Source organism: Paenibacillus faecalis, assembly GCF_900289175.1.
GTDB lineage: Bacteria > Bacillota > Bacilli > Paenibacillales > Paenibacillaceae > Paenibacillus_AQ > Paenibacillus_AQ faecalis.
This window is the reverse complement of the sequence record NZ_LT985747.1, coordinates 1937800-1953592: the sequence shown is the minus strand read 5'-3', so window position 1 is coordinate 1953592 and position 15793 is coordinate 1937800. Positions and strand designations below refer to the sequence as shown.

Sequence of the window (15793 nt, the reverse complement as noted above, 5' to 3'; positions counted from 1 at the left end):
CGTTAGTTCGTTCTTCAATGTATCTAAAACTTGCTCTTATTTCGTATGTATCAAAAATCTGTTCAATTTAGCCTGGGCAGCCAGTATAGTTGAACTCAAACTTTCCCTGCGGCTAAACGGCTCTCTTCTAAAATAAAGACTCCGCAGAAAATTTTTGCTGTTCACTCTAGCAATGTTCTGATTACGGCTTCTAGGCCACTCACTGCATTGTGCCAAGCCATGAATCCAGTTCATGATCTCCGGCTCTGATAACAGCTCTTGATCAATCATTACATCCACAATGCTTGCGATTCTCTCATCTTCCTCTTCATTAAAAATATGAATGCCATTATGCAGCATCCCTTGAATCGATTCAAGAACTTCAAGCCGCAGCTCTATATCACATTCCGGACATTGTACAAGCTCCTCCAAAGCATCTGCACCGTGGGCCGCGCTATGCGCCCATCCTCCTTCCGGTAAAAAACCTCTGAGATCTTTCTCCTCCCTATAATATCGAAGTAACGAATCTTTTAGGTTATAAAAATCTGCAGTACTTAGAAAAGGCTTTTGATTGTGACGATGCACAATTAATGCTAAGGGCAGCACGGAAAAACTTCTCGTAAATACTGACGGCTCCCCAACACTGCCGATTCGATAGAACAAATGCTGATCGTCGGTCAGGATTGGCAGAAGGTTGCGAAGCTCCTCTTCCGTCATCCTGTTCTGTACATGAATCCACTCATAAAATGTCGAATAAATAAGATTATCCCGCAATACGGGATCAGCATCGCCGATATATTGGAGCATCAAAGTTACGTAATCCTGCATTCGTTCACCTTCACGAAGCTGGTAGTTTTCCTGCTCGATTCTTTGCAAATCCAATATAAATTCAGACCTTGATTTGTTCATTCCTGCTTCCCCCTTCAGCATGACAATAATCCAGCTATATAAGCTGAACAAAAATAAATTTATTTAGCTATAGCATCACTTCTAGCTTTCAAATGCGAATTATTCTTTTAATCGCTCTTGTCCCCAGATTTCTTATATGTATGCATATAACGTTGAAATGAAAACGATTCTCCCGTCTGGAAACTCCCTTAAAAAACCGTTCTTCCCAGAGGAAATGGCCCTGTTAACAGTATACTTAACACCATATACCCTTACCAGCAAATGATTGGGAGTCATCGATTGTAAGGCCATATTATATGTTGAACCCGAAATGCAAAAAAAGTGCTGGCAACAAAAAACGAACTGCTTTCGTATAAATAATCAATGGAGAGATCATATTTAATTGTTTGTTACTATGAATTTTTCATATATTGATATTTTCATTTATTTCTAAAAATGAATTTAGCAAAACAATATGAGTACCAAACTAGCTGCATCCGAAAATTGAAACTAAAAGTTATTTTTCGAAATTGGACGTGAAAAAGAAGGAGTCTCGCTCCCTCTTTGTTAAAAACTAGTATTCCTCCATTGCTGCCTGAATCGGTCTTGCTTCAACACCCTCCAGGGTCATCTGAACGGGCCTGATCGTTCCATCCTCATCAAATATCAGGCGGTCTATGCACACGACACGATGGTTTCGATCCGTTTCTCCCAGCGGTCTGCGATGATAAACGATATACCATTCATCGGTACCCGGAATTTGGAGCATGCCATGGTGACCGGCGCTTGTTGCGATCTTGGGGTCCTGCTGAAGAATTTTCCCGATCCGTTCAAATGGCCCCAGCGGCGAATCCGATATGGCATAGGCAACAGAATAATCCGGGCAACCCCAGCCTCCTTCAGCCCACATGAAATAATAAACGTTATTGCGCTTTATCATACACGGACCTTCAACGAAATGCTCTGGAGTAACCTCCTTATATATTTCTCCGTCATCAAAAGTGCCGAGACTGATCATATCGTCATTTAATTTGACCACGTTGCAGTGTCCCCAACCTCCATAATAGAGATACGCTGTGCCATCGTCATCCATAAATACATGAGGATCAATTGGCTGTGCTCCGAAATGGAACTGATTGATCAATGGTTTGCCGAGCGCATCCCGGAACGGTCCTTCCGGTTTTTCCGAAACTGCAACACCGATACCGCCTACATCCTGATCGGATTGAATATCGTTGGCGGCAAAATAATAATAGTATTTGCCATCTCGTTCAATAGGTGAAGGCGCCCATAATGCTCGCCATGCCCAGGAAATGTCCTCCATTGTCAATATTCGTTCCACCTTCGTCCACTCCACCAAGTCAGTCGAATAAAAGGCATCAAAATGTCTCTGCTCTTCATAGGGAGCCGAATACGTCGGATAAATCCAGTAACGGCCTGCAAATACTCTAGCCTCCGGGTCTGCATACAAGCCTGGAAACAAAGGATTGCCCGATCTCTTTATTTGTTCTTTCTTCATTTATAATTCCTCCTATAAGTTAGAATTTAGCGGGAGTACAATGTTTCTTCTTTTGTCTCCGGTATCCACACCTGCATGAAGCCTGGCTCCCGATTATCCCAGGCATAATAGGGGATCATGATCACTGGTTTGCCGTTCTGATCGCGGCTGGATAACGCAACCACTCCTCCCAGCAGGTCAGGACGGTAGTTCACCGCCAACGGCAGGCGAGCCGACAAAGAGAAAGAGTCATAAGCTAGCTGCGGGTTGTCCACTGCTTCTATACAATAGACGATCGGACCACGCTGGATGGCGATCCGTCCATGATTCGCTTTTACTTCTTCTCTTGCCCTTATGGTCTCAACTGGCATATCAAGCTCAAGCACAACCGTCTGACCGTGTGCCCATTGACGCTGTAACACGACATACCCCCGATCAGTTAAGCACTCGTGGCCCTCAAGAACGACACCATCTACAGATAACTGATAGCTTCTGCACCAGCCTGGAATTCTTAGCCTTAACGCAAAAGCGGTCATGTGTTCCGGATGCACCTCCAGCTCGATCCTGCCGTTCCAAGGGTAGTTGGAGCGCTGGATAATCCGGACAGAAATTTCATCACTGCCGAGATCGAGGTCCATAGCTCCTTCACCTTGAATATATTGATTAACAACAATACCGTCGTCGGTGAGCGCATAAGCATATTGGCCGATGGACGGCAGGAATCGCACCAAATTCGTTGGACAGCAAGATGTATCATACCAAGCCGTGCGATGATGATCGCCATTAGAGCCCAGCGGATTGACATAGAAAAATGTATCGCCCGACAATGAAATGCCTGCCAGAGCCCCGTTATACATCTCCCTTTCCACCACATCAGCATATTTGGCATCACCGAACAGCAGGTTCATTCGATGATTCCAAAATACCATGGCGATGGCCGCACAGGTCTCACAATAGGCCGTTTCGTTCGGCAGATCATAATCCTGCGTAAAGCCTTCATTATGCTGAGAAGGCCCAATACCGCCTGTAATGTACATGTTTCGCTCAACTGTATTCGACCATACTCTTTCAAGAGCGGCCACATACGTCTCATCTGCAGAAGCGAGCACCACATCAGCCATCGCTGTATACAAATACATCGCTCGAACGGCATGGCCCGTCACTTTTTCGATATCCTTAACAGGAATATCATCCTGACAGTATGCGGGGCCCCATTCCTCTCTGTCCCAGATCGTGCCGACACCATGACCATGTCCACGCTCTTCAAGCAGCCACAGGGCTAGCTTCCAATAACGTTCTTCACCCGTAATTCGGTACAGCTTGACGAGTGCCAGCTCAATTTCTTCATGTCCTTCGACCCAGTGACGTTTGCCAAGACCGAACAAGCGATCATAATGATCAGCGAGCTTGCAAGCAACATCCAGCAAAACCCGCTTGCCCGTCGCCTCATAATACGCGACTGCGGCTTCAATCAGATGACCGCCATTGTACATTTCATGCCGCTCCATATCCGTCCATTTCTGATCTGGCGCTTCAAGCGTAAAGTAAGTGGACAGATATCCGTCCTCTTCCTGAGCTGCTGCAATCAGATCAATAATCCGGTCAAGCTCCTGCTCCAGCTCCGGATCAGGATCGGTCATCAGCGAATAGGCAGTGCCTTCGAGCACTTTATACACATCCGAATCATTGAAATATATGCCTTCAAAGCGGCCCTCCATCAACCCGGCAGCTTTGGCAAAATTCGAGATGCGCCCCGTCTGCTCGCATTTATCCAGACAAGCCTGCAGCGTCACCTGCTTCACCACTTCCAACCGGGGACGCCAAAAGCCGTCCTCGATGTGAACTTTGGTAAAAGGAACCGGCTGCCAATAAGACAACCCTTGTGCCGCTTGCTTCATTTTCGCTCTCCTCCTTCATCGCTAGCCTATAGCTCGACAATCTTTAACTTGACAGTCCTTAGCCTTTTAATCCGGTTAGCGTAATTCCTTCTAGGAAATAACGTTGCCCGATCAAAAACACGATCACACAAGGCAAAACAACGACGGCAGAAGCGGCCATCAGTAAATCCCACTGCGCACTGTATGAGCCCTGAAACATTTGCAAACCAAGTGCCAGTGTAAACCGGCTTTCGCTTTTCAAATATATTAACGGTCCCATAAAGTCGTTCCAAGATGCCAGGAAAGTAAACAAGGCAACAACAATGACCGCTGAACGGCTAAGCGGCAACATAATTCGGGAATAGATTTGAAAATAACTCGCACCATCCACAAGCGCCGCTTCGTCGAAATCTCTAGGAATCGCCATATAAAATTGACGCAGCAAGAAAATGTTAAACATCCCTCCGCCGAAAAAAGCAGGAACAATGAGCGGATAGAACGTATCGTAAAAGCCAAGCCATTTCCATCCCAGAAATGTCGGAATCATCGTTACCGCTGACGGCAGCATCATGCTGGATAGCAAAATGGAGAAAACGACATCCCGGCCCTTCCACTTGATACGTGAAAATCCGAACGCACAGATGGTGCTTGTCACGACGGTTCCAATCAATGTTGCAACAACGATAATAATCGTATTGATAAAAAACTGTCCAAACGGCAGCACCGTCAACGCTCTTTCGAAGTTATCCCAGCGGATCGGCTTTGGAATCCATTCCGGTGGCATAATGAAAATTTGCGATAAATCCATCAGTGCGCTGCGAATGAGCCAGACAAACGGTAAAAGAAACATGATCGAGATCAATATCAAAACGGTATATCCGGCCGCCAGTTTGATTTTAGAATCTTTCATCAGCGTCCTTCCCCCTCGTAGTAAACCCAAGTTTTAGAAGATCGGAACACGATAAACGTAAAGAACAGAATGATAACGAAAAGCACCCAGGCCAAGGCAGAGGCGTAACCCATTTCCGTATTGCTGAACGCCGTTCTCCATAAATAAAAGACGTAGAACAAACTCTTGTTATTAGGTCCCCCTTGTGTCAATATGTACGCTTCGTTAAACACTTGAAAGGACCCGATAATCGTCATAATCGTATTAAAAAATATCGTCGGTGTGACCATCGGAATGGTGATGGTGAACAGCTTGCGGAACCAGCCGCCTCCGTCAACCTCAATCGCTTCATAATAGGATTTCGGGATGCCGGACAATCCTGCAAGGAAAATAATAACCGTACCGCCAATCCCCCATAACGTAGTCAGCACGATGGATGGGATAACACTCTCTTCACCGAACAGCCAGTTGCTGGTAGGCAAGTTCAGCCATTCCAAGATCGTATTCACAAGTCCGAGATCGGGGTTAAGCAGCCACAGCCAGATCATAGCTGACGCAACAGCTGGTACAATACTCGGTAAATAAATGATGGTGCGGAACAAAGCCCGTGCCTTGATGTTCATATTAAGCAGCAAGGCGATACCAAATGAAATAATAATAACAGCAGGGACCCGCAAAATTACAAAGTAAAACGTAGCGCTGAGTGATTTATAAAATAAGTCATCCTGCCCCGAAAACATCGTTTTAAAATGATCAAACCCTACAAAATTGATGTCATCTCTAAACACGCTATAGTCTGTCAGACCTAGCACAAAACTTGCAATCATCGGCCCGGCCGTGAAAAGGATAAATCCCAGAACGGCCGGAGCCGTAAACAATATGCCGTACCATAAAGCTTTTCGTTCTCGTATATTAGACTTATGTCTTACAGTAACGGTATTCACAGATGTCTTCATTCAAACCCTCCTAACTTCAGATAAAGGAAGGTGGAAGGCGTCTTAGATTCAGCAATTCAACGCCCTCCTCTCCATGTAGAAATGAATTATTCTATATCCCGGCGCCCTTTGACCTGAGCCTGTGCTTTCTCCGCAATGGAATCCATAGCCTCCTGAGCGGTCTGCTGTCCAAGCCATACCTTATCCAAAGCCGGGGTGACAATATCCATGATCTTGTTGAAGTTTTTCACATATCCTGTCGGTGTCTGATGGCTGTAATTCAGCATGACGTCAATAACGGCATCCCGATAGCCGGACGGTCTGGACTTCAAGTTATCGGTCCATCTGGAAATAAGCGCTTCGTCGGTATACCAGGTTTTCAACGAAGGCATCCATATGCCATCTTGCAGCATGTCAATGGATGATTCCGGATCGATCAGCGCCTTTACAAGCTCCCATGATTCTTCAGGATGTTCAGTCGATGCGAAGACAGAGAACATGGCAGCCACAACCGTTGACACCGGTTCCTTCATGACCGGAAGGACTCCGACATTAAAATTGACGTTGGAATTTGCCAGCGCGCTACTGTGCCATTGCCCATCAACGACCATCGCCACTTTTCTCGTTTGCAGCGCAACGTTCGTCGCTGGAATGTTTTTGGATTGGACTGGAGACGGCGCCACATGGTGGACGTTGACAAGGTCAGCCAGCATTTGCAGTGCCTCCACAGCTTCCGGCTGATTCAGGCCAAAGGTCTTGCCATCGGCCGAGATAAAATCTCCGCCATTCGAATAAATAAAGTTGCTGTACTGCCCCCATGCGGTACCAATGTTAACCCCATACTGTTTAATGTTTTTTGGATCGAAATTCGGATCGGTTGCATTGCGCCCTTGATTATCGAGCGTAAGCTGTTTGGCTACCTCGACAAACTCATCCCACGTCCAGGCTTCGTTCGCTTTGGAAGGCGGCATCGGAAGTCCCGCATCCTTGAAGGCGTCCTCATTATAGAATAGGGCATACGTTTCCGGCCCTGGAGCAATCCCGATGATATTGCCAACTTCGGTAGAGTACGTAATATTTGGAACGAGACTGTCTAAATTTAATTCCGGATCTTTGTCTAGAAACGGTTTCAAGTTCAAAAATTTTCCTTCTTCTGCAAGCGGATAGGCGATAGTTGCGGATTCCATCATAGCCACGTCCGGCTCATCATTGCCCGCAATCATCGTTGTCAGCTTCGTATCATAATCTGTTGGAATGAACTGCATATCAACCTTCACATTAGGATTTTCAGCTTCAAAATTCGCCACCGCTTTCTTGTTCACTTCCACTTCACTCGGTGATCCCCACAGTGTCAGGCGGAGAGTAATCTGTTCCCCTTCTTCCGCCCCCCCTCCACCTGAAGCACTTTTACCTGCATCCGATTTCGTGCAAGCAGTCAGCACCGTGGTCGTTATAAAAAGCATAGCGAGTAATACAAATATGGCTTTCTTGCTTCGTTTAACGTTCATATTGATGATCCCCTCTTTCGACTATGCACTCTCACACAGCTGCAGCCTATATGATGCCTTCATTATAAAATTTAGAATGCGCTTTCAAAACCCGAACATCTTTGGAATGGTGGACTTTTATTGGGACTTCTACGGAAGTCTGATTTTCACCGTCGTTCCTTGATCTGGGGCCGATATAATTTCAATGCCGTATTCTTCACCATAGGTCATCTGAATGCGGGCCATCGTATTTTTGATGCCTACCGACGTCGATTTTTTGTCCAAAATACGCTCTATCATCTCTTCGCTCATACCACGCCCGTTATCCGTCACTTCAAATATGCGGTATCCGTCTTCCCTTCGTCCGCTCACCGTAATTAGACCGCCAGACTCTAGCTGATCAAAGCCGTGAAGAATCGAATTTTCAACAAACGGCTGGAACAGAAGTCTCGGAACCTTCAATTCATACATTTCCGGTTCGAATTGGTACTGAACGTCAAATTTATCCTCAAATCGGGTCGTCATAATATAAAAATAATGGGTCATCCATTCGATCTCCTCGGACAAATGAACCGCCAGCCAGTCTTTCCGTGACGTATAATGAAGCATGGTCGATAATCCAACCAGCATTTTGCTAAGTTCCTTCTGCCCTGCTTCTATCGCCATCCAGTTCATAATGTTCAGCGTATTGTACAAAAAGTGAGGATTCATTTGCATATTCAGTGCCTGTATCTCGGCTTCCTTTTCCTTGAGTTGAATTTCATAATTTTCCTGGATCAGCATTTGAATCCGGTTATTCATCCGGTTGAAACGAAGCAGCAAAAAGCCAAACTCGTCCTTGGCCTCAATCTCTACCCGCGTGCCAAAATCCCCCTCTCCAACCGACTTCATAGCGGCAACTAGCTTGCGAATCGGCCCGGTAATTTTCCCGAGAATGAAATAGGCAAATATCGCCGCAATCAGTCCGAGCAGCCCCGCCGTAACTATCGTCGAAATCTTAACCGTGCTCACAAGCTGGCCGACGAGTGCAGATTCCGGCGTCATCACAATCGACAGCCAACCGGTAACCGATGAGCGGTCAAAACAAACAAGCACCCGCTCGCTGTCCATCTCTATAGTGCGTGTGCCTGTGCCCGCCTCCCTCAGTTCATCCAGCCAGGCTTCATCCAATGTATTTGTAATTTGAGCGGAGTTGGAACTTGCAACCACACGACTTTGCGGATCAACGACCAAAAATTGCGAGTCTGATGGAATGCTGTTGTTGAACAGCGATTGAAATACATCCGCTTTGAAGCTTATATTCAAAACCGGACGCTCAACATCCGGCTTCATACTGACAATCGAGGAGTTGTCTAAATGCGAAAAATTCAGCAGCCGGGCAACCGAAAACATATGCCGGTATTCAATATCACTTTCAGCAAGCCAAGGCTGGTTAAACATGCTCGTAAAATCATAGGTCGGATACCAGACGATTTTTCCCCCGGCGCTTACCGCCTCTTGGTAAATATCCGAGCGGGTCGGGTCGCCATAGGGCAGCACACGCTGTGTACCAAACGAATAGTATGATGTCCACAGCTGGTATGCATAGACATCCTCATTCTGCGTAAAATACTTGCTCAGAATCGAAGATATTTGCCGATCCGCATTCAATAATTCTGCATTGTTGGCAGGGTCCAGCTCATTAAAGATCCGGTAGAGATCCTTGTCTACAAATAGCCCCAATGTGCCCTGCTCCACTTTTCGCAGCTTGGTGTCCATCACTTCATTGCTTTTTTTGACAATCTCATATACATTCTGCTGTGCTTGCTCCGTCACCATACGAAGGCTTGTACGGTAATAGACGATCCCCAAAATAAGCAGTGGAAGTGCAATCAGTACAATATAGCTGGCCAGCAATCGAAAACGTAGTTTCATATGTTCTCATCCTTTTGTATGTCAAGTCTGGAGAGATGCCTGAACTTTTCCGGGGACACCCCCGTATGTTTTTTAAACACCCGTGCAAAGTACTTCGTATCCCTGTAGCCGCAATGAGCGGCGATTTCGTAAATTCTCATATCGCTTTCTGAAAGGAGTGCCTTGGCTTTCTTCATTCGAACTTCGATTACATAATCGGAAAAGTTCTTCCCCGTATAGTTTTTGAACATGGTGCTAAAGTAGGAAACGTTAAAATGATACCGTGCGGCAATCGCCTCCAGGGTCAAGTTATCCATGAACCGTTCATGAATCAGCTCCATACAGCTATCGATGACCAGCTCCCTCTTATCTTCCTTTTGCCTTTGCCAATAGCGGTGAGCCTCCGTCAGATAAATATCCAAGATCGTCATTAAATTGGAAAATGACTCACACCCGGATATGGATACTAAAGAACTTTCCGTAAGATTCTGAAACGACTCTGTGCCGAGACGTCCTTGCAAGCTGCTGCTCAGCTTTAATAACATCCCGGAAGCATATTCTCTCATCGTATCCGGATCGGTGTGACCTTTTCTGGCAAGCTTTTCAAAAGAATTGCGCCAAAGGTTCAGCACTGAGCTTGTTTCCCCGTACTCTTGAAGCGACTTGCTGAGCATCTCTTCGTCCAGCTCCAATCGGAACTCTGTGGAGATGTTATCGAGCTCGTCGCAGAACAGCACTCCACTCCAGCATTCATAAAACAAATATCGGCTGGCTGCCGTCACCGAGCGGTAAACGTCAGGAGCTTTGATATCCAAGTTTGAGACGATCACTCCAACGGTATGCGTCAAATTTCCATAGCTATCCCATTTTATAGAAAGCGCTTCCAGTTTGGATCGGATATCGTTTCGATTTTGGTTCAACTCATGCTCTCTTGTATAAAGAACTGTGATTACCTTGAGAGTATAGCTGTGATCGTCTAGGGAACCTGTTGCCTTCAAAATAATGCTGAGTGCCTCACCAAAATCAGACCAGGTTGATTCGATATCCTGTAACAGCTTCTCCGTACCCACACTGATCTCAGCTTGTTCAAAAGACTGAAATCGGCTATAGATAACAGTCCCCTCTTCTTTTAAAAGCCCGGCTGAATCAAGTTCCCTTCGCCCTTCGGCTGATAAGGTTCCGAGCAGCCATTCCTGGATCAGCTGTTTCCGATATGCCGTAGAGGCAATCAACAGCCTGTTATGTAACCATTCAGCTTTACTGCGTTCTGCGTTTTCTTCGGAAAGCTGAATTTCGATTCGGGTCAGAACATCCTCCAGCTTGTCGATATCTACAGGCTTCAGTAAATAATCATAGGCGCCGTGGCGCAGGGCTTGCTGTGCGTATTCAAACAGATTATAAGCGCTCAGCATAACCACCTTAGGCTTGTAGTCGCCTTCGACAAGCTCTGATAGCAAGGTAAGCCCATCCATATTGGGCATGCGAATATCGGTAAATATTACTTCTGGCCGTTCGGACCGCGCCACCTTCAACCCTTGAACACCATCCTTGGCAATGATCACCTCGACATAGGATCGGGTTGATTGGATCATACGGGCCATTCCTCGGCAATGTCTTGGCTCGTCATCCACAATTAATATTTTCATTACGCATCGTCCTTCCCTTCTGTACACATCATGATGTTAATTTACTATGAACCAACTTATCACAAAATCTAAAATATAACGTTGATTATATGTATACGTAGCCATAGAAAAAGGCCGATGTCGGTGACATGGCCTCTCTATTCATCTTTTAAAAATAATCTAACTTCGTGCTCGCCTCAAATTTATCAGCCTTAACTGTCTAAGTTCCATCTGTCCATTTCATCTCTTCCAAAATTCCCTAAAATATGTTATTGTCATCCGGTATTTTGGGTATAATTAATAATTGTATAGCTGATGAAAATTACTCCGGGAAAAAATTATAACAAACTTTTTGTAAGTTACTTGACAATGTATACTTGCAGAGTTTATTATGAACTCATGCAAGAAAACAAATTCACATGTGAGAAGATTCAGGAGGGAAATTTAGTGTCTAAGTTGAACATTGGTATTATTTTGGGAAGTACGCGTGAAGGTCGTTTAAGTCCGCAAGTTGGTCAATGGGTAAAAAGCATCGCTGATCAGCGTGGGGATGCCAATTATGAAATCGTAGATATTGCAGATTACAAACTTCCACTTCTGGGAGAAGCTGACGCTACAGAGCAAGCAACTGCGTGGAACGAAAAACTTGCTAGCTTGGACGGCTTTGTATTTATCGTTCAAGAGTACAACCACAGCATTACAGCAGCATTGAAAAATGCTATCGATTACGGACGCGAAGCATGGAACAATAAAGCAGCAGGTATTGTAAGCTACGGGTCAGTAGGCGGTGCTCGTGCTGCTGAGCATTTACGCGGCATTTTGGGAGAATTGTTGGTAGCCGATGTTCGTGTACATGCAGCGCTTTCCATCTTCACTGATTTCGAAAATGCATTTACACCTGATGCTGTGTTCAAACCGGCTGACCTGCATCTCACCAATGTTAACGGAATGCTTGATCAACTCCTCGCTTGGAGCGGAGCCTTGAAAACTTTGCGTTAATCTAAGTTAATAAATTTATGAAGTTCGACAGGATCTTACACAATCCTTTCATGATAAAAGAGAGACCCGCAATGTACGCGCGTCTCTCTTTCATTTTATTTGCCGTGTAATTTTTGGTCCCAATCATTTCTTTGTCTTCTAAACTATGAAACTATTAAGCATCCGTTTATGAATATCAACCGCTTGATCATAGAGCGATTTATCAATACCGAAACGCTCCGTAATCCAATACTCAGTTTCTTCCTCGCTTAGCTCGCTCTCCAACTTTTCTGACTCGAAATGTTGCTTCAGCTTATTGTTCTTGAGTGAAACAGGAACATCATCAATATAACCAAAGATCGATATTTCTCTAATAAATGCAGCGGTCTCCCAGTCGTTGGAACGCTTGATAACGTGCTGTAAATCCTGTAATGTAACCGGTTTTGGACTTAACGTTTTTACAGGCCCCGGCTCTCTCTCAATCCTTATCGTCTCATCCGAAACAATATATTTAAATACTTCTCTTTGGTCTTCGGCTTGAAAAGATTCAAACATCGGATACGCCTGGAACAAAGGCGCACCAAATCCTACATCCACATAATAAGCTTGGTCCAAATCTACTCGCAAGCAAAGATGTCCAGGGTCCATATACACATAATGTACTGAAAATCCAAGATTCGAAAGCAGCCAATGAAAACCTATAGAATGAGTCCAGCAAGTGCCGCCCATCCCCTTATAGATGACACGCTCAAACACGGTTTCAGCCGAGGGAAGGTATTCCCCCGTTCCTCCCCCTTCTTCCCAATCGATGATTTTAGTAAGCGTCTCCCACTTCACTTTCTTTTGGTAATTTTCAATTAATTTATTTAAAAATTCGAGGTTAGCCTCACTTCGTTCTACCGAAAGAAAGGCCAATAAATCACGGATCAAATGATCATTCTTCATAAACATCACCTTCCTTTTTTATACAATTATAGATTGTTTTCCATCATTTTGCCTATTATTAATAACATCTTCATCTTATGAAAATTGTATGAATTTTCAAGAATAACCGCTTTAGTCTCCTAAAATATAGAAATCAGAACTTAAACGGAGTCCGTTCTCGAAAAAATTCGATGTATTCGTTTTCTTGCTCCATACCGGGATTTTACATCTGTGAGCCAAATAGGTAGTTTATTACATAAGAATATTTTGTCTTTATATGGAATGTAAGTATTTAACTGGTTTCAACCTTTGAAGAAAATAGAGATAGAGAAAAAGGAGTGAGGAGTTTGCATTATTTTTTTTATGGGTTAGCGGGTGTATTTCTTGTGTTTCAATCTCTGTATACGATCATCCCTTTACTTTTCAGCAAAGTAAAGAAGCTGGATTCGGAGCTTGACGAGAAATCGATATCCGTGCTTGTTCCGGCCTATAACGAGGAGCTTACGATTCGTAATTGCATCGATGCCATGACCGGACTGCATTACGAAAAATACGAGGTTATCATCATTAACGACGGCTCCAAAGATGATACTTTGTATGAACTGAACGACCTGCTCGATCTAGAGCTGGACGACCGGAAGCCAGGACGCAAGCTGTCCTACAAAACGATAAAAGCATTTTATCGTTCAAACCGCTACCCCCACATCTATGTGATCGATAAACTCAATGGCGGTAAAGCAGACTCACTCAATGCTGGTATTGATTACGCTGACACGGACATCGTCATCACGCTGGATGCAGACAGTATGCTGGAGATCAACTCGCTGAAGTATGTCAATCAATACTTTCATAATGACAGCATCGTCGCACTTGGTGGTACGGTCAAGATTGTACAAGGAGCTGAAAAGGAAAACGGTGTTATCGTTGAAAAATTCCGCGGAAAAGGGTTGATTAAAAGCCAGATCATCAATTATACGCACGGATTTTATGTTCGTAAATTAACACAATCGTTCTTTAACTCTATCGTCGTTATTTCAGGCGCATTCGGTGCTTTTTACAAAGATATTCTGATTCAAGTTAACGGCTTTCGCAGTACCGTTGGCGAGGATATTGATATTACGCTAAAAATTCATGAATACATAAAAACGAATCGATTGAAGAAAAAGCTGGTTTATGCTCCTGAAGCGGTGTGCTATACCGAGTGTCCAGAAAACCTCCGAAATTTCTACAAACAACGAATCCGTTGGCAAAAGGCTTTTGTCGATTGTATCCTGATCTATTGGTCCAGACTTTCTCAGAAATTCAGCGTTCGGGTCAGTCTGTTTTTTGCCATTGACGGATTTATGCTGGGAACGTTCTCGGCATTTACTACGATATTTTATCTTCTCCAAGCACTATTCGCTGGCGGAAATATTTTAATGGCCTTCCTGTTCCTTCTCATTAGCGTACTTCTCAATGCCGTTCAAATCATCGTCTCTTTACATTTATGCCGAAAATACGGCAGCACTTATAGATTCAAAGATTATATGAAAATGTTTATTTTCAGCCAGCTGGAATTGCTGACCTATCGGAATTTACTACTGTATATCAACATTGTCGGAACGTTTAAATATTTTGACAATGATGAAGAGTGGGGATTCGTTGAACGAAAAGGTGTCGCTGCGATCAGTCAAAATATTGCGGCAGGATCAAATTAATCAAATTGATACAGGGGGTCATTATAAACAGTGGTTCAAAATAAAAGAGTTATATACATCGATATTCTTAGAATTCTTTCTATCATTGCCGTTATTATTCTGCATTACACGGCAGAGGTGCTGACCAGCTCAAACAACTTCAATACATCTTCGTGGTGGATCAGCAACGGTTTTAATTCGATTTCCCGCTTTGCTGTACCGGTATTTTTCATGATCAGCGGAGCGATGATCCTTAGAACGAGAATCGCTTCCTATCGGGAGTTCTTTGTGAAGAGAGTGGTCCCTTTACTCATCCCCCTCTTAACCTGGTCACTCATTTATGGCTTGTACAATCAATATTATGTCATCAAAAGTCATATGAATGCCTATGAGTTCATCATCGATTTCGGTTACAGACTGCTCACCGACAGAAACTACATCCATCTCTGGTTCCTGTATGCCATTATCGCTATTTATTTGACAGTGCCGCTAATTCATAAATTCATAAAATCATGCACCAGGAAGGATCTCCAGTATTACTTGCTCTTATGGTTTATCGTGAGCATTGCCTATCGGCTAATATCCGACACTGTATTTCGTGCCACCGATCAGCACATGTACATTCCGATCATGAACATTCCGTTCTTCATGGGATATTTAGGCTATTTTATTTTGGGATATTATCTTTTCCATTACGAACTGTCGCTGAAAGCGAAAAATCTTTTATACAACTTGGGAATCATATGCTTCCTTCTAACTCCGGTAGCTACCTATTTTGTTTCACTCCAGAGCGGTGTGCTGGATGAAATGTTTTACAGCAACTATTCTATCACCACGTTCTTCATGGCAGTCGGATTATTTATTTTTTTCAAAGAGAAGGAAGCCTTGATCCATGACAATGTAAACTACAAAGTCCAAAAACTAATCAGTTCCATTTCCAAAGCGAGCTTCAGCATCTATCTCATTCACTTATTGGTTGAAATGATGCTCGCAAGTAGAACAGATCTGGAAGCCTCCTTTCTGGAGGGCAGCCTCAATCTTGTCGTAAATGTCGGTCTTATTTTTGTTATTAGTTATGTCACCGTTAAGATTCTGAACTTAAGCAAAGTCGTAACTTATATTTTATTTGGCGGCCGGGGGTAAT

At 44.2% G+C, this 15793-nt stretch carries 12 protein-coding genes; 3 read left to right on the top strand and 9 right to left on the bottom strand.

The features are described 5' to 3' along the window. Positions 1 to 36: 36 nt before the first annotated feature. From C8268_RS09345 to C8268_RS09310, 8 genes are all read right to left on the bottom strand, one after another. On the bottom strand, positions 37 to 888 hold the full coding sequence (locus tag C8268_RS09345) for a DUF2785 domain-containing protein (RefSeq protein WP_106767412.1): 852 nt from the start codon (positions 886 to 888) through the stop codon (positions 37 to 39). 553 nt (positions 889 to 1441) lie between these two features. Next, the gene (locus tag C8268_RS09340) at positions 1442 to 2386 is read right to left on the bottom strand and encodes a glycoside hydrolase family 43 protein (RefSeq protein ID WP_106767411.1); all 945 of its coding nucleotides are present in this window, start codon (positions 2384 to 2386) and stop codon (positions 1442 to 1444) included. A gap of 26 nt (positions 2387 to 2412) precedes the next feature. Next, complete coding sequence (locus C8268_RS09335) at positions 2413 to 4263, bottom strand: glycoside hydrolase family 127 protein (protein ID WP_106767410.1); 1851 nt, start codon at positions 4261 to 4263, stop codon at positions 2413 to 2415. Between the two features lie 58 nt (positions 4264 to 4321). Then, positions 4322 to 5152 (bottom strand): carbohydrate ABC transporter permease, encoded by an 831-nt coding sequence (locus C8268_RS09330; RefSeq protein ID WP_106767409.1) that lies wholly within the window; start codon positions 5150 to 5152, stop codon positions 4322 to 4324. Beyond that, on the bottom strand, positions 5152 to 6087 hold the full coding sequence (locus C8268_RS09325; RefSeq protein WP_106767408.1) for a carbohydrate ABC transporter permease: 936 nt from the start codon (positions 6085 to 6087) through the stop codon (positions 5152 to 5154). Before C8268_RS09325 ends, C8268_RS09330 begins: the two co-directional genes overlap by 1 nt. Before the next feature lie 86 nt (positions 6088 to 6173). Then, positions 6174 to 7574, bottom strand: a complete 1401-nt coding sequence (locus tag C8268_RS09320; protein ID WP_234032720.1) for an ABC transporter substrate-binding protein — start codon at positions 7572 to 7574, stop codon at positions 6174 to 6176. 129 nt (positions 7575 to 7703) lie between these two features. Next, positions 7704 to 9467 carry a cache domain-containing sensor histidine kinase gene (locus tag C8268_RS09315; protein WP_106767407.1) on the bottom strand — a complete coding sequence of 588 codons (1764 nt, stop codon included), beginning with the start codon at positions 9465 to 9467 and terminating at the stop codon, positions 7704 to 7706. Continuing rightward, positions 9464 to 11092, bottom strand: a complete 1629-nt coding sequence (locus C8268_RS09310; protein ID WP_106767406.1) for a response regulator transcription factor — start codon at positions 11090 to 11092, stop codon at positions 9464 to 9466. The genes C8268_RS09315 and C8268_RS09310 overlap by 4 nt, the downstream gene beginning before the upstream one ends. A gap of 426 nt (positions 11093 to 11518) precedes the next feature. On the opposite strand from C8268_RS09310, the gene C8268_RS09305 reads away from it, so the two are divergent. Beyond that, a complete protein-coding gene (locus C8268_RS09305; protein WP_106767405.1) occupies positions 11519 to 12070 on the top strand; it encodes an NADPH-dependent FMN reductase in 552 nt (183 codons plus the stop codon). A gap of 138 nt (positions 12071 to 12208) precedes the next feature. Here the strand turns inward: C8268_RS09305 and C8268_RS09300 are convergent, their stop codons facing one another. After that, a complete protein-coding gene (locus C8268_RS09300) occupies positions 12209 to 12994 on the bottom strand; it encodes an arylamine N-acetyltransferase (protein ID WP_106767404.1) in 786 nt (261 codons plus the stop codon). Positions 12995 to 13320: 326 nt separating this feature from the next. Here C8268_RS09300 and C8268_RS09295 point away from each other — a divergent pair, with 326 nt between their 5' ends. Continuing rightward, a complete protein-coding gene (locus tag C8268_RS09295) occupies positions 13321 to 14670 on the top strand; it encodes a glycosyltransferase family 2 protein (protein ID WP_106767403.1) in 1350 nt (449 codons plus the stop codon). 30 nt (positions 14671 to 14700) lie between these two features. After that, a complete protein-coding gene (locus C8268_RS09290) occupies positions 14701 to 15792 on the top strand; it encodes an acyltransferase (RefSeq protein WP_106767402.1) in 1092 nt (363 codons plus the stop codon). Position 15793 lies beyond the last annotated feature (1 nt).